The 21,979-nt window shown below is 72.6% G+C and carries 14 protein-coding genes; 7 read left to right on the top strand and 7 right to left on the bottom strand.

From position 1 onward, the window contains the following. Positions 1 to 215: 215 nt before the first annotated feature. From FRANEAN1_RS31995 to FRANEAN1_RS31980, 4 genes are all read right to left on the bottom strand, one after another. Positions 216 to 1,373 (bottom strand): cystathionine gamma-synthase, encoded by a 1,158-nt coding sequence (locus tag FRANEAN1_RS31995; RefSeq protein WP_020463835.1) that lies wholly within the window; start codon positions 1,371 to 1,373, stop codon positions 216 to 218. Positions 1,374 to 1,466: 93 nt separating this feature from the next. Beyond that, a complete protein-coding gene (locus FRANEAN1_RS31990; protein ID WP_020463834.1) occupies positions 1,467 to 2,858 on the bottom strand; it encodes a cystathionine beta-synthase in 1,392 nt (463 codons plus the stop codon). Positions 2,859 to 2,986: 128 nt separating this feature from the next. After that, the gene (locus FRANEAN1_RS31985) at positions 2,987 to 5,401 is read right to left on the bottom strand and encodes a substrate-binding domain-containing protein (protein ID WP_020463833.1); all 2,415 of its coding nucleotides are present in this window, start codon (positions 5,399 to 5,401) and stop codon (positions 2,987 to 2,989) included. A 212-nt stretch (positions 5,402 to 5,613) separates the two neighbouring features. Then, positions 5,614 to 6,024 carry a YccF domain-containing protein gene (locus FRANEAN1_RS31980; RefSeq protein ID WP_020463832.1) on the bottom strand — a complete coding sequence of 137 codons (411 nt, stop codon included), beginning with the start codon at positions 6,022 to 6,024 and terminating at the stop codon, positions 5,614 to 5,616. Between the two features lie 646 nt (positions 6,025 to 6,670). Here FRANEAN1_RS31980 and FRANEAN1_RS31975 point away from each other — a divergent pair. The 3 genes from FRANEAN1_RS31975 (at position 6,671) to FRANEAN1_RS31965 (ending at position 11,424) form a co-directional block, all read left to right on the top strand. Beyond that, positions 6,671 to 9,046, top strand: a complete 2,376-nt coding sequence (locus tag FRANEAN1_RS31975; RefSeq protein WP_347176835.1) for an EAL domain-containing protein — start codon at positions 6,671 to 6,673, stop codon at positions 9,044 to 9,046. A gap of 174 nt (positions 9,047 to 9,220) precedes the next feature. After that, on the top strand, positions 9,221 to 10,855 hold the full coding sequence (locus tag FRANEAN1_RS31970) for an AlkA N-terminal domain-containing protein (RefSeq protein WP_083788378.1): 1,635 nt from the start codon (positions 9,221 to 9,223) through the stop codon (positions 10,853 to 10,855). Next, positions 10,852 to 11,424: a methylated-DNA--[protein]-cysteine S-methyltransferase gene (locus tag FRANEAN1_RS31965; protein WP_020463829.1), complete on the top strand. Its 573-nt coding sequence runs from the start codon at positions 10,852 to 10,854 to the stop codon at positions 11,422 to 11,424. The genes FRANEAN1_RS31970 and FRANEAN1_RS31965 overlap by 4 nt, the downstream gene beginning before the upstream one ends. Before the next feature lie 59 nt (positions 11,425 to 11,483). Here FRANEAN1_RS31965 and FRANEAN1_RS31960 read toward each other — a convergent pair whose 3' ends face one another. From FRANEAN1_RS31960 to FRANEAN1_RS31950, 3 genes are all read right to left on the bottom strand, one after another. Continuing rightward, a complete protein-coding gene (locus FRANEAN1_RS31960; protein ID WP_041255010.1) occupies positions 11,484 to 12,377 on the bottom strand; it encodes a hypothetical protein in 894 nt (297 codons plus the stop codon). A 968-nt stretch (positions 12,378 to 13,345) separates the two neighbouring features. Further along, positions 13,346 to 14,536: a serine hydrolase gene (locus FRANEAN1_RS31955; protein ID WP_020463827.1), complete on the bottom strand. Its 1,191-nt coding sequence runs from the start codon at positions 14,534 to 14,536 to the stop codon at positions 13,346 to 13,348. A 135-nt stretch (positions 14,537 to 14,671) separates the two neighbouring features. Continuing rightward, positions 14,672 to 15,817 (bottom strand): acyl-CoA dehydrogenase family protein, encoded by a 1,146-nt coding sequence (locus FRANEAN1_RS31950; protein ID WP_020463826.1) that lies wholly within the window; start codon positions 15,815 to 15,817, stop codon positions 14,672 to 14,674. Positions 15,818 to 16,090: 273 nt separating this feature from the next. Here FRANEAN1_RS31950 and FRANEAN1_RS31945 point away from each other — a divergent pair, with 273 nt between their 5' ends. The 4 genes from FRANEAN1_RS31945 to FRANEAN1_RS31930 all read left to right on the top strand — a co-directional run bounded on the left by FRANEAN1_RS31945 (position 16,091) and on the right by FRANEAN1_RS31930 (position 21,914). Then, positions 16,091 to 16,978: an SDR family oxidoreductase gene (locus FRANEAN1_RS31945; protein ID WP_020463825.1), complete on the top strand. Its 888-nt coding sequence runs from the start codon at positions 16,091 to 16,093 to the stop codon at positions 16,976 to 16,978. Positions 16,979 to 17,345: 367 nt separating this feature from the next. Continuing rightward, positions 17,346 to 17,813 carry a hypothetical protein gene (locus FRANEAN1_RS31940; protein ID WP_020463824.1) on the top strand — a complete coding sequence of 156 codons (468 nt, stop codon included), beginning with the start codon at positions 17,346 to 17,348 and terminating at the stop codon, positions 17,811 to 17,813. Positions 17,814 to 18,234: 421 nt separating this feature from the next. Beyond that, entirely contained in the window at positions 18,235 to 19,968 is a 1,734-nt protein-coding gene (locus FRANEAN1_RS31935) for an ABC transporter ATP-binding protein (RefSeq protein WP_020463823.1), read from the top strand. Beyond that, entirely contained in the window at positions 19,965 to 21,914 is a 1,950-nt protein-coding gene (locus tag FRANEAN1_RS31930; RefSeq protein WP_020463822.1) for an ABC transporter ATP-binding protein, read from the top strand. Before FRANEAN1_RS31935 ends, FRANEAN1_RS31930 begins: the two co-directional genes overlap by 4 nt. Positions 21,915 to 21,979: the final 65 nt, after the last annotated feature.

Genomic DNA, 21,979 nt, shown 5'->3' with positions numbered 1-21,979 from the left:
AAGAGACGATCTAGAAGCTACTCTGACGGTAGCGAGCACGAAGCTCTATGTCGTCACTCCGGTCCAATGTCAGGACCTTCGTCATGTGGTGCCATGTTCGTGCGTGCGCGACGGCGGAGTGTGCTTGGCTTCTCCCACACCTCATGAGCCCGGCCCGGCGGGTAACCGCCGGGCCGGGTCGGGTCGGCAAGCGGCGGTTTGCGGGAAACCGCGCGTCAGGCCGAGTCGAGTGCCTGTTCGAGGTCGGCGACCAGGTCGTCGGCCGCCTCGATGCCGACGGAGAGCCGCACGAGGTCGTCGGGGACGGCGAGCGGTGAGCCCGCCACCGAAGCGTGCGTCATCCGCGCGGGATGCTCGATCAGCGACTCCACCCCGCCCAGCGACTCGGCGAGGGTGAACAGCCGGGTGGCGGCGCACACCGCGAGGGCGGCCTCCGCGCCGGCCTGGACCTGGAACGAGACCATCCCGCCGAAGTCACGCATCTGCTTGGCAGCGACGTCGTGGCCGGGGTGGCTCGCCAGCCCCGGGTAGTGGACGGCCGACACGGCGGCGTGGCCGGCGAGCAGCGCGGCGATCTCCCGCGCGTTCGCGCAGTGCCGGTCCATCCGCACCGCGAGGGTCCTGATCCCGCGCAGCACCAGCCAGGCGTCGAACGGCCCCGGCACGGCCCCGGCAGCGTTCTGTACGAACCGCACCCGCTCGGCGAGCTCCGCCGACGCGGTCACCACCGCCCCGCCCACCACGTCGCTGTGCCCGCCGAGGTACTTCGTGGTCGAGTGGACGACCGCGTCCGCGCCGAGCGTCAGCGGCTGGCACAGGTAGGGCGAGGCGAAGGTGTTGTCGACGACGAGCAGCGCGCCCGCCTGGTGCGCGACGGCGGCGAGCGCGGCGATGTCGGCGATCGCGAGCATCGGGTTGGTCGGCGTCTCGCACCACACCAGCGCCGTCGCCCCCGGCCGGATCGCGGCCACGGCGGCGGCCGGGTCGCTCAGGTCGACCGCCGTGTGCTCGACGCCCCACTCGGCTAGCACCCGCGCGAACAGGCGGTACGTGCCGCCGTAGGCGTCGCCGGGGATCACCACGTGGCTGCCGGGACGGCACACGGCCCGCAGCAGCGCGTCCGAGGCGGCCAGACCGGAGGCGAACGCGAGCGCCGCGGCCCCGCGCTCGAGCGCGGTCAGGCTGGCCTCCAGCGCGGCGCGGGTCGGGTTGCCCGAGCGGGCGTACTCGAAGCCGGCCCGCAGCCCGCCGACGCCGTCCTGCGCGAACGTCGACGCGGGATGGATGGGGACGACGACCGCGCCGGTGGCAGGGTCGGGCTCCTGGCCCGCGTGCACCGCGACGGTCTCGAATCCCGAGTTCCGATCACCCATGGCCACAACCCTCGCACTCGAGCCCGGACTTCAAACAAGCGGCGACTTCAACAAGCGGCGATTTCAGGAGGCGGAGCGGGATCTCACCGGATCTCAGCGGACGGCGAGGAACCCCAGCAGGTCGGCCCGGGTGAGGATCCCCGTCGGGTTCCCCTCGTCCAGGACGAGGGCGGCCGGGTTCTCGCCGAGCGCGCTCACCAGCACCGAGACGGGCTCGCCGGCGCCGACCGTCGGCAGCGGTGGCGACATGTGGTCGGCGACGGGCGCGTCCACCGTCCCCCGGTCGGCGAAGACTGCGTCGAGCAGCTCGCGCTCCAGCACGGCGCCCGCCACCTCCGCGGCCCGCACCGGCGGCTCGTGGCGCACCACCGGCATCTGCGAGACCCCATACTCCCGCAGGTACGAGATGGCCGCCCCGACGGTCTCGTCGGGATGCACGTGGACGAGGTTCGGCGGCCCGGACGTCTGCGCGGCCTTGTGCGCGAGCACCGAGGCGACCGTCGGCTCGTCGGACGGCGGGTCGAGGAACCCGTTGTCGTACATCCACTCGTCGTTGAAGATCTTCGACAGGTAGCCGCGGCCGGAGTCGGGGAGCAGCACCACGACGCAGGCGTCGGTCGTCCCGGCCGCGTCGAGCTCGCGGGCGACCCGCAGCGCGGCGACGACCGCCAGGCCGCAGGAGCCACCGACGAGGATCCCGGCCCGGCGGGCCAGCTCGCGCGTCATCAGGAACGAGTCGCGGTCGCTGACGGCCTCCACCCGGTCGACCACGGACTTGTCGTAGGTCGTCGGCCAGATGTCCTCGCCGACGCCTTCGACCAGGTAGGGCCGGCCGCTGCCGCCGGAGTAGACCGAGCCCTCGGGATCGGCGCCGATCACCTGCACGGTGCCGCCGCTGACCGCCTTGAGATGGCGGCCCGTCCCGCTGATCGTCCCGCCGGTGCCGATGCCGGCGACGAAGTGCGTCACCCGGCCGTCGGTGGCCCGCCAGATCTCCGGGCCGGTGGAGGCCTCGTGCGCGGCCGGGTTGTCAGGGTTGGAGTACTGGTCGGGGCTCCAGGCGCCGGGGGTCTCGCTCAGCACCCGGCGGGCGACCGAGTAGTAGGAGCGGGGGTCGTCCGGCGCGACGGCCGTCGGGCAGACGATCACCTCGGACCCGTAGGCCCGCAGGACGGCCCGCTTCTCCTCGCTGATCTTGTCCGGCATGGTGAAGACACAGCGATAGCCGCGTCGCGCGGCGACCATGGCCAGGCCCACACCGGTGTTCCCGCTGGTGGGCTCGACGATGGTCCCGCCGGGGGTGAGCCGGCCGTCGCGCTCAGCCGCCGCCACCATCGACAGGGCGATGCGGTCCTTCACCGAGCCGCCCGGGTTGAGGTACTCGAGCTTGCCGAGCACGGGTGTCACCGTGTCGGCGATCACCGGCGTCAGCCGCACCAGTGGCGTGTCACCGACCAGGTCGGTGACGTGGTCGTACACGTCCATCTGCCCGCCTCTCGCCGGAGACGTCGCCCCGATCGCCGCCAGTAGCCGCCAGCGACGACGTTACCGGCGGTGTGCCGCGTCCGCCTTCCGGACGCGGCACATGCCGTCGGCGCGGGCCGAAGGAGCAGCTATGTCCGGACGGGTTCCACTCCGGACGTCATGGCATGGACGATCGCCGTGTTGTCCCTGACCGTGGCGTCGTCCCGGGCGACGAAGTGCGCCCGGAACGTCACGTCCTTCTGGTTCTCCATGTAGTAGTTCATGAAGGCCGCGACCGCGGGCCGCCGCAGCGACTCCTTGCTCGCGTAGACATACAGCGGCTTGCACAGCGGCATGTACATCCCGGTGCCCGCCGTCAGCGCGTTCGGCTCGACGCACCCACGGCCCGCGTCGAGCTGGATCGCGCGGACGTCCCCGCCCGCGGTCTGGAAGTTCGAGTAGTCCATAAACCCGATCGCGCCGCGGTCGTACTCGACCTCCTCCGGGACCTCGTCCAGCTCGACCTCGCGGTACTTACGGGTGTTGTCCGAGGCGCCGGTCATGCTGGCCAGGAAGACCTTCGCGTGCACGGTCCCGGGCGCCGGGCCCACCAGCCGCACCGGCTCGGCCGGGAACGACGGGTCGATCTGGTTCCAGCTCGTGACGGTGGAGTCCCGTTTCCACATCGCGCCGATCTGCGCGGTGGTCAGGCACTTCACCCAGGTGTTGGTCTTCGGCACCACGATCGGCAGCAGGTGGTGCGCGATCTCGAACCCGACCACCTTGTCCTTGCAGGCCGGGTCGGTGAGCGCGAACGACGCGCCGGCGATGTCGGCGTCACCGGCGCACAGCCTGGCGAACCCGTCGTCGGTGTCGGTCGCGCTGACCCGGACGGTGACCCCCTTCTGCGCCTCGCGGAACATCGCGTAGGCGGTGCCGGTGATCGGCGCGACCTCGGCCGACCCCGTCGCGATCACCGTCTCCGGCCCGTCGGGAGCTGTCGTCGCCGGAGCGGCGTTCCCGGCGGTGATGCCGGCGGCCTTCTCGGCGGAGCGCATCATGTCCGCCGGGAACTGCGGGTGCTGATCGATGGTGGACGGCGGCAGCGGCCCGGTGTCGGCCGCCGTGATGGCCGCGGAGTCGCCGTCATCGTCGGCGAGCACCAGGCCGAGGGTCACGCTGCCCGCGACGAACACGGCGAGCGCGGCCGCGGCGGCGGTAATCTTCCGCGCCGAGTCGTGCCGGGCCCGGCACGTCGTGACCGGCGGGGCCGGCTCGACCGGATCGACCGCCTGGGTCTCGACGCCGGTCAGGACAGCCCCCGGCGGGACGTCCGCCGGTGAGCTGACCGTCGGTGAGCTGACCGCGGGTGAGCCGACCGCGGGCGGCCTGCTCGCCGGCGGGATGCTCGGTGGCGGCGTCGTCGTGTACGCCGCCGGGCCGAGCACCACCGTCTGCGAGCTGGCCGGCTCGGTCGGGTTCGCCGCCGCCGCCAGCAGCGCCGCGCCGAGCGCGAGGTCGGAGTCCGGGTGGGTCTCGTGCCGCCCGATTCCGCCGAGTGACTCGCCGAGCACCTTGCCGACGAGCGGGAGCCGGGCCCCCGGCCCCCGGAGCACCAGAAGAGACACGTCTTCGGGCATGGCCGGCACGGACCGGATGGCGCGGGCAAGGGCGCGCGCGGCGTCCTCGATCATCGGCCGGACGAGGTTCTCGTACTCCTCCCTGCTGACGGTGACGCTGGTGCTGTTCCCGCCGGTGCCGCCTTCGCCGGTGCCGGTGCCGTCACCGGCCTCGCCGGTGGCGACCTCGATGGTCGCCGTCTCGTCGTCCACCAGGTCCTCGCGTGCCACGGCACAGGCCGCCAGCAGCGGCGCCGACGCCGACAGCGCGGCCGCCGGGGCGTCGGCGGGGAGCGCCGCGACGACGTGCGCCCGCAGCAGCTCGTCGAGCATGGCGGTGGTCACGTCGGAGAGGCCCACCGGGCCGCCCGCGACGACGAACCCGGACGGCATCGCCGTGTGGATGGCGGCCTCGAACCAGTCCGAGCCCAGGTCGAACGTGGCGACGTAGCGCCCGGGGGCCGCGCGGCCCGAGCGGGTCAGCAGCGCGCCGAGCGCGTCGGCGGACGGTCGCGCGGTGATTGCGACGTCGGCCTCGACGCGGGCCAGAGCGTCGGCCAGCCCCTCCCGCCGCCGGTCCGGCCAGCTGCCGGGGGCGGTCACGACGACCAGCTCCGGTGCCTCCCCGCGCATCCGGGTGACGGTATCCACCAGCCAGGAGAGATAGCGCGCGACCAGCGAGGACGCGCTGTACCCGACGCCGCCGACGAGGATCGGCGCCGGTTCTCCCAACCGTTCGACGAAACGCGCCGCGTGCCGGTCCGGATCCCTCCGGGCCAGCCGGGCGGCTATCCGGCCGCCGCGTGCCGTCCCGTCCGTGCCGATGTGCAGAATTGTCGGCACGGACGCGGAGCCGCCGATCGGAACGACGGCAGGCCACCCCGCCTCGATGGCCGCGACGGTTGTTTCGGATACACCCAGATCGATTCCGAGCTGATACCCCACGATTTCCCCCCATGGCACCTTGCACCAGCCCGCAGATGGTACCGAAGGGGAATGCGCGGGCGAAGCCGCGCATCGGCGCGATTGACGCGGAACACGTCGTCAGACACGCCGCGCAGACGGGCATCGGGCAGCCCTCGGCGGCACACCGCTACCGCCCGCCGACGACCTACCGGCGACCGGCCAGCTGACCTACCGGATACCGGCGGGCCGGCCTACCGGTATCCGGCCAGGTAGGGGTCGCCGTCACGACTGTCGACCGGGACGATGTCCTTCCCGAGTGGCATCAGGGACACCGGGATGAGCTTGAAGTTGGCCAGTCCGAGCGGGATGCCGATGACAGTCAGGCACAGCGCGAGGCCCGTTGTCAGATGGCCGAGCGCCAGCCACCACCCGGCGAGCACGATCCACAGGACGTTGCCGATCAGTGACGCCGTTCCCGCGGTCGGCTTGTCGACCACGCGGCGTCCGAACGGCCACAGCGTGTAGTTCGCCATGCGCAGCGACGCGATGCCGAACGGAATCGTGATGATGAGAAGAAAACAGACGAGGGCGGCGAGGGCGTAGCCGATCGCCAGCCACACTCCACACAGCACCAGCCAGATCACGTTGAGTACGATGCGCATCTGCGCGGTCGCCTCCCTGTCGCCCGCTCAGGGGCTCCCTTGTCTTCTGCTTCGCGGTGTCTTCTGTTTCGCGTGTCCGCTGCTCCGGGGCCACCGCCTGCTCCGGGCCCGCGGCGTCGCCTGCTCCGGGACATCCGGCATCGTCCACCTGGGGACCGGCCCGGATATGCAGCCCCGGACGGACCTCCCCGGACGGGCCGTCCGGCGCCCGCGGCGCATTACCACGGCCCCGCGCGGCACACGCCGCGCTCCTCGGCTCGGGCGAGGTGCTCCGCCGCCGCCCCGGCCGCGCCTTCGCGTCTCCTTCTCGTTCTTTTCCTTGGACGGCACCGGAATCACGGGCCACCGGTGGGGTGGTACTCCTCACAGGAGACCCGTGCCGGCATCCGGCCTCATGGTGCTTTCCCGGCGTGGTGGCCACGGGTGGATGCCCGGTTCTCGAGTGGTCAAACGGTGGCGGGACGGCAATCGTGCCCATGGCGCGCTTGGGCTGGAGACCGCCGTGGCCGTGCAGACTGGAGTACGGTTTGCGGCGGTTGGGAGAATCCGACCGTTTTGTCCGAATGATAACGCGAGGTAAGCGAGCAGTTCCGGTGAATGACCGGCAATGCGGAAGCGGTACTCCACGGCGGGACTGAGGTATCCGGTGACGATCGAGACCGAGACGGCGGACCTGGTGGACCGGTGGTTCGCCGAGATCACTGCGGTCGATCTCCTTCCGCTCGCCGCCGCGGACGCCCGCGCCTGGCTGGCACGCCTGGCGGCGGCGCTGGTCCGGGCGGTGAGTGCCGAGCCGTTCCGGCCCGAGATCGGCTATGACGTGGGCGTGCGGCTGGTCCACGGCCACGTGACGTCCGGTGAGGCCCTCGGACGGACCGTCCGGCTGTTCGGCCGGCACCTGGCCCACCACACCGGCGGCTGGGCCCGCCCGGCCGACGGCCCCGAGACCAGCCCGGCGGGCACAGCTCACCCGGGCGCCGCGACGGCGACCGCCGCGATGGGGCTCGCCGGCGGCGCGTCCGCGGCGACGGGGCCTGCCGCCACGGCCACCGCCGCGAAGGGGCTCGCCGGGCGGGTGCCCACGGGTACGGCGACCGCCGCGATGGGGAACAGCGGCGCGGCCGCTCCCGGGGCCGGGCCGTCGGGTGAGGGCGCTCTGCTGCGCAGGCCGCCGCGGGCCGACACGCTGCCGGGCCGGGTGCCCGCCGCGTCGACGGAGCGGGTCGTGGACCTGCTGGGCGAGCTCGTCCGCGGCCACACCGAGACCCTCCGGGAGCGCACGCGGGACGGCCAGGCCGCAGCGCGTCGCGTCGACCTCGGCGCCCGGGCCCGCGCCGAGCGCGAGCGGCGGATCTCCCAGACCAGGCTGCACGCCGTGCTCAGCGGCACCGCCCTCGGCATGCTCGTCGCCGACCGGACGGGGCGCATCGTGGAGGCCAGCGACGCCGCGCTGGAGATCCTCGGCCTCAGCGGGCACACCGCCCCGCTGGCCTGGCCGCTGCCCGAGATCGTCCATCCGGCAGACCGGGAGGCGGTGCGCTGGCTGTGGCGCGAGGCCCGGCGCGGGCGGTCCCGCGGAGAATGCCGCATCCTGCGGCCCGACGGGACGCCGACCTGGGTGGCGCTGACGCTCTCGACCACCTGGCCCGGAGTGGCCGGTGACTGGTTCGGCGTCGCGATGCTCGAGGACATCACCGAACGCCGCCGCCTGCAGGAGGAGCTCCGCTTCCACGCCCGGCACGACCCGTTGACCGGGCTCGCGAACCGGGCCGAGTTCCTCGACCGGTTGCAGGCGGTGTTCCGGGAGGCGCCGCCGTCCGCGCGGGTCGGCCTGTGCTACCTGGACCTCGACCGGTTCAAAATGATCAACGAGGGTTTCGGCTACGAGGTGGGCGACCAGCTCCTCGCCGAGGTCGCCCGCCGGCTGGGCGGGATGGCCGTGGCGGAGCGCACCGTGGCCCGGATGGGCGGCGACGAGTTCATGATTCTCGTCCCGGACTGCGGTGGGCTCGACGAGATGACCGGCATCGCCCGGCGGGTCCTGGACACGCTGCGCGAGCCCGCCCGCGTCGACGGCCGCGACCTGCCCGCGACGTGCAGCATCGGTGTGGTCGAGATGGCGGTCGCCGACACCAGCCCGTCCGACCTCGTCGCGGCGGCCGACGCCGCGCTGACCTGGGCGAAGAACGGCGGCAAGAACCGGTGGACGGCCTTCGACCCCGACCGCGGCACCCGGGAGGCCGCGCGTGGCCTGATGTCCCGATCGATGCGCCCGGGCCTGGACAGAGGCGAGTTCTCGCTGGCCTACCAGCCGATCATCGACCTCCGGCACGGCACGGTCGCCGGGGCCGAGGCATTGCTCCGCTGGGACCACCCCCGCCTCGGGCCAACCCGTCCGGGTGAGTTCATCGCCCTCGCGGAGGACTCCGGCTTCATCGTCCAGCTCGGGCTGTGGGTGCTCGAACGGGCCTGCGAGACCGCGCGTGACTGGCCGGCGCACATGTTCATCAGCGTGAACCTCTCCGCCCGCCAGCTCCGCGAGCCGGGCCTGGTCGGCGCGGTCAAGAAGGTGCTGGACCGGACGGGCCTGCCGCCGCGGCGGCTCCAGCTCGAGCTGACCGAGACGGTGCTCATGGACTCCGGTGGCGACCAGGTCACCGCGCTGCACGCGCTCAACGACCTGGGCGTCCGCATCGTCATCGACGACTTCGGCACCGGGTGGTCGAACTTCGTCTACCTGTCGACCATGCCGGTGCGCGGGCTGAAGCTCGCCGGGCTCTTCGTCGAGAAGCTCGGCCGGGGCACCGAGCCCGGCCGGGACGACCACCTCGTGGAGGCGATCGTGGAGTTCGCTCGCAGGCTGCGGCTGTCGGTCACCGCCGAGGGGGTCGAGGAGCCGGAGCAGGCGGCGGCGCTGCGCTCGTTCGGCGCGGACCTGGGCCAGGGCCACCTGTTCGGAGAGCCGGTCCCCGCCGACGAGTTCGCCGCGACCATGCTCCGCCGCGCCTTCGCCGCCAGCTGACCGAACCCCCGCCCGGCCCGCGCGGGGACCACCGACCCTGCCCGCGCTGGGGGCACACGCGCTGATTGGCCCACGTCGGGCCACGCGGTCGATGCTGCTGCCGGACCCGACCGCCGGACCGTCATGTCGGTTTCTCGCTGGACCTGGCGGATCCGGCGCGCGAATGCTGGACGGGTGCCCATCGCCGTGCCCGCCAGTCCGCATCTCGACGCCGAGCTGTGCGCGCGGGTGGTGCGGTCCCGGGACGCCCGGTTCGACGGGTGGTTCTTCGTCGCGGTGACCTCCACCGGCATCTACTGCCGGCCGAGCTGCCCGGCGCGGCCACCCAGGACCGAGAACATGCGGTTCCACCCGACCGCCGCGTCCGCCCAGCGCGCCGGGTTCCGGGCCTGCAAGCGCTGCCGCCCGGACGCGAGTCCCGGCTCACCGGAGTGGAACCACCGCGCCGACGTCGTGGCGCGCGCGATGCGGCTCATCGTGGACGGCGTCGTCGACCGTGAGGGTGTCCCCGGGCTTGCCGGTCAGCTCGGCTACAGCGCACGCCAGGTGGAGCGGCACCTGTCAGCCGAGCTCGGTGCCGGGCCGCTCGCGCTGGCCCGCGCCCAGCGCGCCCAGACCGCCCGGCTCCTGCTCGAGACCACGGACCTGAGCATGGGCGACGTCGCGACCGCCGCCGGCTTCAACAGCATCCGCGCCTTCAACGACACCATGCGCGAGGTCTTCGCCGCCGCGCCGAGCGATCTGCGACGCCGTCGCAACCCGGCGAGGCCCCCGTCCGTCGTGCCGGTACCGAGGGCGGCTACCGGTGCCGTGACGTTGACCGTCCGGCTGCCGTTCCGGGCCCCGCTGTATCCCGACAACCTGTTCGGGCACCTCGTCGCGACGGCCGTTCCCGGGGTCGAGGAGTGGCGGGACGGTGCCTACCGGCGCACGATGCGCACGCTGCACGGGCACGCGATCGTCGCCCTGCGGCCGCTGCCCGACCACATCGGCTGCCGGCTCGCCCTCACCGACGTGCGCGACCTCGCGCCGGTCATCGGCCGCTGCCGCCGGCTGCTCGACCTCGACGCGGACCCGATCGCCGTCGACGGGCAGCTCGCCGCCGACCCGGCGCTGGCGCCGCTGGTCGCGCGGGCACCGGGCCGGCGTGTTCCGCGCACCGTCGACCCGGCCGAGCTCGCGGTGCGCGCAGTCCTCGGACAGCAGGTCTCCGTCGCGGCGGCGCGGACCCACGCCGCGCGGCTCGTCACGGCCGTCGGCACGCCGATCCATGATCCGGAAGGCGGCCTCACCCACCTCTGGCCACAGATCGCGGACCTCGCCGAGCACATCGAGCGCACCGAGTACGCCGAGTGCACCGACCTCGCGGACGCTGTCCCGGCCGGCCGCCGGGCCGGGGCGCCGCGCGGGCTCGCCCTGCCGGCCGCCCGGCGGCGGACCTTCGCCGCGCTGGTCGGCGGGCTGGTGTCCGGCATGATCGAGCTGGGTGCGGGCGGAGACTGGGAGCGGGCCCGCGCCGCGCTGGCGGCTCTGCCCGGCATCGGCCCGTGGACGCTCGAGACCATCGCGATGCGGGCCCTCGGTGACCCGGACGCATTCCTGCCCGGTGATCTCGGTGTCCGCCGAGGGGCCGAACGGCTCGGTCTGCCGGCCACCCCCGCCGCGCTGTCCCGGCATGCCGCCGCCTGGCGCCCCTGGCGGGCCTATGCCGTCCAGCACCTGTGGGCGGTGCTCGACCATCCAGTCAACCGGATGCCCGCGCCGGATCATCCCGGCCCGGTCACCGCCCGCCGAGAGGAACGCCTGTGACCCGCAGCCAACCCGTCCCGCCGGACGCCGCCGAGCGCACGCACGCCGTCGTGGAGAGCCCGGTCGGGCCGCTGACGCTGGTGGCGAGCGGCGGCGCGCTCGTCGGCTGCTACCTGGACGCCCAGCGCCACCTGCCGGACCAGGCCTGGTTCGGCGAATCGGCCCCGGCCGCCCCCGGGACCACCACCTCCGGAGCAGCCGCTCCCGGAGGCGCCGTCCTCCAGACCGCCGCCGGCCAGCTCGCCGAGTACTTCGCGGGCCGCCGGACGTCCTTCGACCTGCCGCTGAACCCGATCGGCACCGACTTCCAACGCAAGGTGTGGAAGGCACTGTGCGACATCCCGTACGCGGAGACGATTTCGTACGGCGAGCTGGCGCGCCGCCTCGGCCAGCCGGGTGCGTCACGCGCGGTGGGACTGGCCAACGGTCGCAACCCGATCAGCATCATCGTCCCGTGCCACCGGGTGATCGGCGCGAACGGCAGCCTCACCGGCTATGGCGGCGGCCTGGAGCGCAAGCGCCACCTGCTCGCCTTCGAGCAGCAGGCCGCCGGCCTGTCACTGCTTTGACGCCGTTCCGCAGCGCTGTTCCGTGATGCTGTTCCGCCGATGAGGTGCTCCCCGTGCCCTCAGCGTGGCCTTCCGCGGCGGCGTTTCTCCCGCCCCACGAGGATGTCGAGCCCGAGGTCGTCGGAGGCCTGCTCGGGCGCCGGGAGGCGGTACAGCGCCGCCGTGACCGACCGGTTGCGGGCGAGGGCCGTCAGCGTCGACGGCGGGGCCTGCGCCGCCCCGGAGAGGTACACGGGGGTCTTTCCCCCGGGCCCCGGCGCGTCACCCGCGCCGGCCGGTGAGCCCGGCCGGCGGCGCTGCCCGGCGCGATGGCCCTGCCGGCGCACGATGGGAGCGGTGGCCGGGTCGATGAGCGGGTGCGCCCCGCCGCCGTCCGATCCGGGCCGGGCTCGCCGAGCGGACCGGTCGCGCCCGTCGCCCGCACCGGCTCCGCCGCCAGGCGCGCCCGTGCCGCCGACCGCGGTGCCGTTCGCGCCGCCGGCCTTGCCACCGGCCGCGGTGTCAGCCGCGGCGCCGTCGTTGCCTGGGGCGCCGGCGGTGGCCGCCGCCGGGCCGAACCAGTCGAACGACGCCCCCCGCCCGCGCAGCGCGGTGTTCTCCGCCTGGACGATCACGAGCAGCGCGGTCGCGAACGAGGCGCGGGTGCGGGACTCCTCGAGCTGACGCTTGAGCTCGGCGACGTAGGCCGGGTCGATGGCCGGTGGCTCGGGCTCGGGGGTGGGCTGGCCGTCGGGGTCGACGGTCGCGCCGAACGCCTGGACGTGCAGCTGACGCAGGTTCTCCAGGTGTACGGCGCGCGCCGGATCGGTTTCGGTGAACAGCAGGTTGACGTAGACCTCGACCACCCGCCATTCGATGGCCTTCTCGCCGCGGAACTGGCGGCTCAGGTCACGCGTCCGCGAGCGCTGGATCTTCGTGGGGCCCGGGTCGGACCACAGCGCCCGGGCCACCATCTCATAGCTGACCCGATAGGGATTGTTAAATTCATTTAAACGGGTAAGGAGGATTCGCTGCGGCCCGTCCTTCAAATCGGCTCGCGGCCCTTTGGGGCGCGCCCCCGCGAGGCTCACCCACACACCACCCGGACTTGCGCTGGCAGGCTGGCCGAAGGACGAGTTCGCGGCACTGCGCAGATCCTCTCTCCGGTCCGCTCGTCGGCGCGACCTCGATGCGCCGGACGGGGGGACGGTGGCACCGGCGGGTTCCCCGACCCCCCACTCCGGTCGCTGCGCATGATACGACCCGTGTGCCCGTGATGCGTGGATGCTGGCCGTCTGGCCGGCGTTTTCGTCCTGTCCGGAACGATCACTCGTCACGAACTGTGTGTCTTCCCGAACCGGTCCGCCTGGACGTCCGACGTTGAGCCGATCCCGTTCGCGTGCCGGTGAGCGCCGCTCGCGGGCACGCCACCCGCTATGTGTTCCCACACCTGTTTCCCCCTTTACCGGATGAACATCGGCGTAATGCCGCGAAACGTTGCATCATCAGGAAACCCGGCACCCGGATGCGCGGCAAGGCCGCACAACCCGAGGATCGGGACGCCGTCGCGTCAGGCCTTGACCAGCCGGAACGTGGCTTGCGTCGCAACGTGCTGTCGCAACCCGGCTGCCGTCCGGTCAATGCCGAGATGATTGCCCTGACCCGACCGAACGGGCGGACGACCACTGGCCCCGTCACGACGGATCGGGAACGCCGAAGCCGGATGGCGACGGATGGCCGTCCGCGATCCTCCGGCCTAATCCGATCTTTACCGTCGATTGCCGCGAATTGCCCCGCCCGGCCGGGGCCGGCCACGGCCCGCCACGGACAGCCACGGACAGCCGGGGATCGCCGGGGAGAGCCATCTCTCACCGGGACAGCCACGGGCGGCCGCGGACCGCAGAGGGACCGGCTGGCACGGCCGCCGGGAACCGCGGGTGGCTCAGTTGGCGGCGAGGGCCTCGGTGACCACCCGGCTGGCGTCCGCGACACCGAACGTCGGCGGCTGCGGCCGGGCCTCCCCGCTACCCAGCCGGACGACGACCGTGCCGGACCCGGGGTCGATCTGCAGGATCTGGTTGCCGAGCCCGATCGCCCAGTACATGTCCGCCGGCGCCGTCGGCACCAGCTGGCCGTGGCGGGTGGTGGGGTCGGCGGCCGCGGAGATGTCGGAGGCGGCCAGCGGCTGGGCGAGGACGCCCTCGTGGTTGAGCCACCACAGATACCCGTAGGCGGCGTTCATCTCCGTGGACGACTGCCCGGTGGCCTCGGTGATCCAGTCGCTCGACACGACCCGCTGACCGTTCCACTCCCCGTGCGCGAGCATCAGGTAGCCGAGACGGGCGACGTCCCGGCAGGTCGTCTGCAGGCCCATGAACGTCAGGGTGTTGCCGGCGCGGTCGGTCGTCATCTGACTGTCGTTCATGCCGAGCGGCTCGAAGACCCGCTCCCGGGCGTAGTCGCTGACCTCCTGCCCGGTGGCGCTGCTCAGCACCTGTTCCAGCGTCTGGATGGCCGAGTTGTTGTAGGCCCAGGCCTCGCCGGGCGGCCGGTCCTGGGGCAGCGCGATCGCGAACGCGGTCTTGTCCGTCGCCGCGATCAGGTCGTGGTAGTCGATCGTCGTGCTCCACTGCCGCCCGGAGTCGTTGCTCACCAGGTCGCGTACGGTCACGGCCTGCGCCGGCGTGCCCTTCCACTGCGGCACCCAGGTGGCGGCGGAATCGTCCAGCCGCAGGTCACCGTCGTCCTGCGCGATGCCCACGAGCGTGGACGTCAGCGACTTCGTCATGGAGAAGACCGGCTGCGGCGTGGTCGGGGTGAAGCCCCTGAAGTACCACTCGCCGGCGATCTTGCCGTTGCGCGAGACCAGCAGGCAGTTGGACTTGCCCTGCTGGGCGACGTGCGCGATCTCCTCGAGCTTCGCCGGGTCCAGGCCGGCCGCGCGCGGGTCCACCGTCTCCCAGGTGTCGCCCGGCACCGCCACCGCCGTCGGCGCGGCACCCGGTGTGGTGGCCGGCCCGGACGTTGCGGCGGGCCCCCCGGGGGCCCCGCCGCCCTGCGTGCAGCCGGCGACAAGGGCGGCCGCGAACGGCGCGGCGGCCAGGACAAGGACGAGACGGGGCGGACGGCGCATCAGGGACCTCGATCAGCCGTGAGTTCCGGATCCAGGGCGAGGATGCACCGTATGGGCACCAGATATGAGGTCTGTGAGACCTCCGTCCCGGGCGGGTTCCGTCCTGCCCTGACCTCCGCCACCGCGCCCGGCTGGTCAGCCGCGGGCGAGGTGGCGGCTGATGACGAGGCGCTGGATCTGGTTGGTTCCCTCGAAGATCTGCATCACCTTCGCCTCGCGCATGTACCGCTCCACCGGGAAGTCCTTGGTGTAGCCGGCGCCGCCGAGGACCTGCACGGCGTCCTCGGTGACCTTCATGGCCGCGTCCGTTGCGACGAGCTTTGCGACGGACGCGGCGCGCCCGTACTGCAGTCCGGCGTCCCGGCGCCGGGCGGCGGCCAGGGTGGTGGCCCGCGCGGACTCGACGGCGGCCGCCATGTCGGCCAGCAGGAAGCCGAGCCCCTGATGGTCGATGATCGCCTTCCCGAACGCCTCCCGCTCCTTCGCGTACGCGACGGCGTCGTCCAGCGCGCGCTGCCCGAGCCCGACGGCGGTGGCGGCGATCCCGAGCCGGCCCGAGTCGAGGGCCGACAGCGCGATCGACAGGCCCTGCCCCACCTTGCCGATCAGGCGCGACGCCGGGACCGCGACGTCGTCGAAACTGATCTGCGTCGTCGGTGACGCGGTCAGCCCCATCTTCTTCTCGGGCGGGTGGAACCTGATGTTGGGCGTGCCCGCGTCGACGAGGAAGCAGGAGATCCCGCCGCGGGTGTCGGACGACGTCCGCGCGAAGACCGTGTAGAAGTCGGCGGCGCCGCCGTGGGTCACCCACGCCTTCGTGCCGTTGAGCAGGTAGCCGTCGTCGGTGGCGGTGGCCGTCACGCGCATCGCCGCCGGGTCCGACCCCGCGTGCGCCTCGGACAGGCAGTAGGCGCCGAGCAGGTCACCGGACAGCAGCCGGGGAAGGTGCTCCTCCTGCTGCTCCGGGGTGCCGAAGGTCGCCAGCGGGTAGCAGGACAGCGCGTGCACGCTCACCCCGACCGCCACGGCCGCCCAGCGGTAGGAGATCTCCTCCAGCACCTGTAGGTACACCTCGTACGGCTGCTCGCCGCCGCCGAAGCTCTCCGGGTACGGCAGGCTCAGCAGCCCGGCCTTGCCGAGCACCGCGAACTCCTCGCGCGGGAAGCGGCTGGCGGCCTCGTACTCCGTGACTCTCGGAGCAAGCTCGCGGTCGCACATGGTGGCGGTGAGCTCGATCAGCTCCCGCGCTTCCGATGAGGGGAGCTGCCGTTCGGCGGGCATGGTGTCCTCCCGTGCTTCGTCGGTCATCGCCCTCGCGCCGCGTGGAGCCGGAACCCCCGCGCGCGATCGTCTCCGTCGGTGCCGGATCCGTCCGTCTCGGAACGTGCGACGCAAGAGTTGTACCGCGCCTCGTGGTTGAGACGACGGGCTTGCCGCATTTCCGACGCCTCGCTGCATCGGCTCCGTTTCGATCTACTGCATCGACGCGGAGACGGACCCTCGCGGATGAACGCACGGCGCGCGATCATGGGCGGAAGGTGACACCCTCGACCGGTGACCGAGCATGAGACCGAGACCCGGCCCGCCGGCCCCCACGCGCCCTCACGGCCGGGTGCGGCCCCGGGGCAGGGCCCGGAGCCGCAGGGGCCCGACGATGCCGAGGCGGCCCGGCACGTCGCCATGTTCGGCCTGCCTGGCATGCCCGCCACGGGGCGGATCGCCGTCGTCACCGGTGCCACGAGCGGCATCGGCGCGGCCACCGCCCGGCGGCTCGCCGCCGACGGCGCCGTGGTCGCCGCGGTCGGCCGCCGGGAGGCGCGCCTGCGGTCCCTGGCCGACGAGAACGAGCGGATCCTGCCCGTCACGGGCGACGTGACCGACCCGGACGGGATGCGTCGCATCGCCGACCAGGTCCACGAGCGCCTCGGCCGCGCCGACCTGGTCGTCGCCAACGCCGGGACGATGCTCGCCGCACCCTGGGCCGCGGCGGACGTCGACGAGTGGCGCCGCATGATCGACACCAATCTGGTCGGGCTGCTGTGGACGGGCCGGGTGTTCATCGACGACCTGCTGGCCGCCGCCGCGGAGGGCCGGCGCGCGGACCTCGTCCACATCGGCTCGGTCGGCGGCCACCAGGTCTTCCCGAACTTCGCGGTCTACGACGCGACGAAGGTCGCCATCGAGCATCTGACCCGTCACCTGCGCGTCGAGCTGGGCCCCCGGGGGGTGCGGGTGCGCACGGTCGAGCCCGGCCTGGTGCAGACCGAACTGGGCGACGACATGGTCTTCCCTGGCTCCCGCGAGGCGCTCGCCGAGTTGCGCAGGTCAGTCGCAAACCCCCTGAGTGACGTGGACGTCGCCGAGGTCATCGCCTGGTCGGCCTCCGCCCCACCCCACGTGAACGTCGCGGAACTCGTCGTAGTCCCGGTGTCCCAGGGCTGACCCCACGCACCCACCTGGGACGTCTGGATGATCGGCCGGGTCCTCGTGAAGGGCCAGGACGACCTCCCCGCCGCGCGCCCCACCCCGTCCGGAGCCTGCGGCGCCGGGTCGCCCCTGGCGGCGGCTGGGGGACCGGTTGTCCCGGGCGGAATATGCCGGACGGTCCGTATCGGGCAAGACGGGCAATAAGTCCACTCGTTCGCGGGTTCCTCCGAAAGTGACGGAACGCGCGCGTCGGCGTGCCGTCCTGCAGGACGATTGGGTGGACGCGTCCTCGCAGTCGAGGGCGAACGGTCCGCGCTGCCTGGGGGACGCGGCCGGTCCCAGCGGGACAGGACGGACGGGGGCCGTCGAGGGGAGGAACACGATGGTCAACATGAACCCGGGCGAGGGTGGCCGGCGGGGCGAGCGGTTCGCGCAGGCGCGCCGGTTCGCTGGGCAGGCCCGGCAGGACCGCACGACCGGCTGGTACATCCCGTTGGCGATCACGGTGATCGGGGCGGGCGCCTCGTTCGACGCGTTTGGACGGGGGGTCGGGTTCCTCTACGGGTGGGGCCTGGCCATCGCGTTCGCCGCGCTCACCTGGTCGACGATCCGGGTGATGCCGTCGATGGTCGACGAGCTCAACATCCAGCGGGAGAGCGGGCCGCGCAAGCTCGCCGCGCTGTTCAACGCCCCGGTGCGCAGCCGGGGGCTCTTCCTGCTCGCCGCCGCTCTGCCGATCTTCATCGCGCTGGTGAAGACGGTGGGGTTCTACATCATCGGCGGTCTGCTGATCGTCGGTGTGGTACTTGCCGTGGCCTTCGCGGCGTCCTGGGCGCTCGAGCGCCGCTGAGCGCATGCGCGCTCGGTCACCGCCGAGCGAGCTCCACCCGGCCCCGGGCCCCGACCATCGTCGAAAGCCCGGGGCCGGTACGCGTGCGACCGCCGCCGAACATCCCGGGCGTTGGCGATCTCCCACTGGCAGTCTCTCCCACTGTCAGTCACGGTGATCTCCGATCATGACGGTCCGGGCATCGTGCGGCGCCCGCCAGGAATGGTCGGTGCGCCCCGGTACGCTGTATCGCCAGCTTCCCGACGCGTCGGTCGACCTGTCAACGGACGGCCCACGCCACCAGCGTCCGATCACACCAAGCGTCCGATCACACCAAGCGCCCGATCACACCCAGCACCCGGATCAATGGAGGACCCGCGCCGCCCAGCACCCGGATCAGCCGAGCCGGGCGCGGGCCGGGTCACCCGCCGACGGAGATCACATGCTGACCAGGCTGTTGCGGAACCACCTACCCCCCTACTCGCGGCCGATCGCGCTGCTGGTCGTGCTGCAGCTGACCGCGACCCTGGCCATGCTCTACCTGCCGACCCTGAATGCCGACATCATCGACAACGGTGTGGTGCCGGGCGACACGGGTTACATAGTCCGGCTCGGCGGGATCATGCTCGGGGTGACCTTCCTGCAGGCCGTCTGCTCGGCCGCGGCGGTGTTCTTCGGCGCGCGCACCGCGATGGGAGTCGGCCGCGACATCCGGGCCGCGGTGTTCGACCAGGTCCAGTCGTTCTCGGCCCGCGAGGTCGGCCGCTTCGGCGCGCCGTCCCTGATCACCCGGGCGACGAACGACGTCCAGCAGATCCAGATGCTGGTGCTGATGGCGTTCACCATGATGATCTCCGCGCCGATCATGTGCCTGGGCGGGATCGCGCTGGCGGTGCACCAGGACGCCGGCCTCTCGCTGCTGCTCGTCGCGATCGTGCCGTTCCTCGCGGCGATGATCACCCTGCTGGTCCGGCGGATGCAGCCGCTGGGCCGGAAGATGCAGGAGCGTCTCGACGAGGTCAACCGCATCCTGCGCGAGCAGATCACCGGCCTGCGGGTGATCCGCGCCTTCGTCCGGGACGACCACGAGAAGCGCCGTTTCGGCACCGCCAACGCCGACCTCACGGACGTCTCCCTGCGCTTCGGTCGGATCATGGCGCTGCTGTTCCCGCTGGTGATGGCGGCGGTGAACGTCTCGAGCATCGCCGTGATCTGGTTCGGCGCGCACCGGATCGACGATGGTGCGATGGAGATCGGGGCGCTGACGGCCTTCCTCAGCTACCTGATGCAGATCCTGATGTCGGTCATGATGGCCACCTTCATGTTCTCGATGATTCCGCGGGCCGAGGTGTGCGCGGAGCGCATCCAGGAGGTGCTGGGGACGGAGTCGACGCTGCGCCCGCCCGCCGACCCGGTGCGCACGCTGCCGCGCCGCGGCGAGCTGGAGCTGCGCGACGTCATGTTCAGCTACCCGGGTGCCGAGGCGGCGGTGCTGCGCGGGGTCAGCGTGCGCGCTCGCCCCGGGCGGACCACCGCGATCATCGGGAGCACCGGCAGCGGCAAGTCCACGCTGCTCGGCCTGGTCCCGAGGCTGTCCGACGTCTCCGAGGGCGCCGTCCTGATCGACGGGGTGGACGTCCGCGACATCGACCCGAAGCTGATGGCCGAGACCGTCGCCCTCGTCCCGCAGAAGCCGTACCTGTTCACCGGGACGATCGCGTCCAACCTGCGCTACGGGGATCCCGAGGCCACCGACACCGAGCTGTGGCGCGCCCTGGACATCGCCCAGGCCAGGGACTTCGTCGAGGCGATGCCCGACGGGCTGGACACCCCGATCGCCCAGGGCGGGACGAACGTCTCCGGCGGGCAGCGCCAGCGGCTCGCGATCGCCCGGGCGCTGGTCCGGCGTCCGGACATCTACCTGTTCGACGACTCGTTCTCGGCGCTCGACTACGCGACCGACGCCGCCCTGCGCGCGGCGCTCGCGCGCGAGACGGCCGGTGCCACGATGGTGATCGTCGCCCAGCGGGTGGCGACCATCCGCGACGCCGACCAGATCATCGTGCTGGACGACGGCCAGGTCGTGGGCACGGGAACCCATCGCGAGCTGCTGGCGGGCAACGACACCTACCGGGAGATCGTCTTCTCGCAGCTCACCGAGGAGGAGGCGGCATGACCCGCCCACCCGCGGGCGGGGCCCGCCCCATGGCAGGCCCCGGTCGGTTCTTCGCCGCCGGGGGCGAGAAGCCCGAGGATTTCGCGGCCTCGACCCGGCGGGTGCTCCGCCTGCTGGGCCGGCAGCGCGCGTTGCTGATCCCCGCGGTCGCGCTGGCGGTGGTCGGGATCGCGCTCACCGTCACCGGGCCGCGGCTGCTCGGGCACGCCACCGACCTGGTGTTCGCCGGCCTGCTCAGCTCCCGGCTGCCCGCCGGGACGACGAAGGCCGAGGCCGTCGCGCGGCTGCGCGCCGAGGGCCACGGCACGCAGGCCGACCTGCTGTCCTCCGTCGACGTCACCCCCGGTGAGGGGATGGACTTCGGCGCGATCGGCCGGGTGCTGCTGGTGGTGCTGATCGTCTACCTCGTCGCCGGCCTCTGCACGGTGCTGCAGGCCCGGCTGGCGAACAAGGCCCTGCAACGGATGCTGAGCGACCTGCGGGCCGATGTGCAGGAGAAGATCACCCGCCTGCCGCTGCGGTACTTCGACCGCCGCCAGCGCGGCGAGGTGCTCAGCCGGGTCACCAACGACATCGACAACCTCGGGCAGAACCTGCAGCAGAGCCTGTCCCAGATGATCGCCTCGGTGCTGACCATCATCGGCGTGCTGGCCATGATGATCTGGATCTCCTGGATCCTCGCACTGATCGCCGTCGTCACGGTGCCGGTGTCGATCGTGATCACCACCCGGATCGGCAAGTTCGCCCAGCCCCAGTTCGTCAGCCAGTGGAAGACGACCGGCCGGCTCAACGGCCACATCGAGGAGATGTACACCGGGCACGCCCTGGTGCGCGCGTTCGGCCGGCAGGAGGAATCCGCCGAGATCTTCCGGGAGCACAACGAGCGCCTCTACGAGGCGAGCTGGCGGGCCCAGTCCATCTCCGGTCTCATGCAGCCGGCGATGATGTTCATCGGCAACCTGAACTACGTGCTGGTGGCCGTCGTCGGTGGCCTTCGGGTGGCCTCCGGCGCGCTGTCGATCGGCGACGTCCAGGCGTTCATCCAGTACTCGCGACAGTTCAGCCAGCCGCTGACGCAGCTCGCCAGCATGGGGAACATGGTGCAGTCCGGGATCGCGTCGGCGGAGCGGGTGTTCGACCTGCTGGACGCGCCCGAGCAGGAGCCCGACCCGCTGGCGCCGGCCCGCCCGGAGGAGAACCACGGCCGGGTCGCCTTCGAGCACGTCGCGTTCCGCTACGAGCCGGACAAGCCCCTCATCGACGACCTGTCGCTGGTTGCCGAGCCGGGGCACACCGTGGCGATCGTCGGGCCCACCGGCGCCGGAAAGACCACACTCATCAACCTGCTGATGCGCTTCTACGAGGTCACCGAGGGCCGGATCACCCTGGACGGCGTCGACATCGCCGAGATGTCGCGGGCGGACCTGCGGCGATCCATCGGGATGGTGCTGCAGGACACCTGGCTGTTCGGCGGCACCATCGCGGAGAACATCGCCTACGGCGCCGAGGGCGCCACCCGCGAACAGGTCGTCGAGGCGGCCCGCGCCGCGCACGTCGACCGGTTCGTGCGCACGCTCCCCGACGGCTACGACACCGTGCTCGAAGACGAGGGCGTCGGGGTCAGCGGCGGCGAGAAGCAGCTCATCACCATCGCGCGCGCGTTCCTCGCCGAGCCGCTGATCCTCGTCCTGGACGAGGCGACGAGCTCGGTGGACACCCGCACCGAGGTGCTGATCCAGCGGGCGATGTCCCGGCTGCGCGCCGGCCGCACGGCCTTCGTGATCGCCCACCGGCTGTCCACCATCCGGGACGCCGACACGATCCTCGTCATGGAGGACGGCGCGATCGTCGAGCAGGGCGACCACGACGCCCTGCTGGAGGCGGACGGCGCCTACGCGCGGCTGTACAAGGCCCAGTTCGCCCAGGCCGTCGTCGAGACCGGCTGAGCGCACGGGTCTGCGCGGGCACTGGTCTCCGGGGGCACCGGCCGTCCGGGTGGTGGAGGGCGGGC

The sequence above is a fragment of the Parafrankia sp. EAN1pec genome (assembly GCF_000018005.1).
GTDB classification, from domain to species: domain Bacteria; phylum Actinomycetota; class Actinomycetes; order Frankiales; family Frankiaceae; genus Parafrankia; species Parafrankia soli.
Note: the sequence above shows the minus strand (reverse complement) of the source record. Positions and strands in the feature narration are given on the sequence as shown.

Bases quoted from the DNA above. Each gene is read 5' to 3' on its own strand.
- FRANEAN1_RS31990 (WP_020463834.1), bottom strand. From the start codon at position 2,858: ATGGACGTGTACGACCACGTCACCGACCTGGTCGGTGACACGCCACTG.
- FRANEAN1_RS31930 (WP_020463822.1), top strand. From the start codon at position 19,965: ATGACCCGCCCACCCGCGGGCGGGGCCCGCCCCATGGCAGGCCCCGGT.
- FRANEAN1_RS31980 (WP_020463832.1), bottom strand. From the start codon at position 6,024: ATGCGCATCGTACTCAACGTGATCTGGCTGGTGCTGTGTGGAGTGTGG.
- FRANEAN1_RS31955 (WP_020463827.1), bottom strand. From the start codon at position 14,536: ATGCGCCGTCCGCCCCGTCTCGTCCTTGTCCTGGCCGCCGCGCCGTTC.
- FRANEAN1_RS31940 (WP_020463824.1), top strand. From the start codon at position 17,346: ATGGTCAACATGAACCCGGGCGAGGGTGGCCGGCGGGGCGAGCGGTTC.
- FRANEAN1_RS31995 (WP_020463835.1), bottom strand. From the start codon at position 1,373: ATGGGTGATCGGAACTCGGGATTCGAGACCGTCGCGGTGCACGCGGGC.
- FRANEAN1_RS31935 (WP_020463823.1), top strand. From the start codon at position 18,235: ATGCTGACCAGGCTGTTGCGGAACCACCTACCCCCCTACTCGCGGCCG.
- FRANEAN1_RS31960 (WP_041255010.1), bottom strand. From the start codon at position 12,377: ATGGTGGCCCGGGCGCTGTGGTCCGACCCGGGCCCCACGAAGATCCAG.
- FRANEAN1_RS31950 (WP_020463826.1), bottom strand. From the start codon at position 15,817: ATGCCCGCCGAACGGCAGCTCCCCTCATCGGAAGCGCGGGAGCTGATC.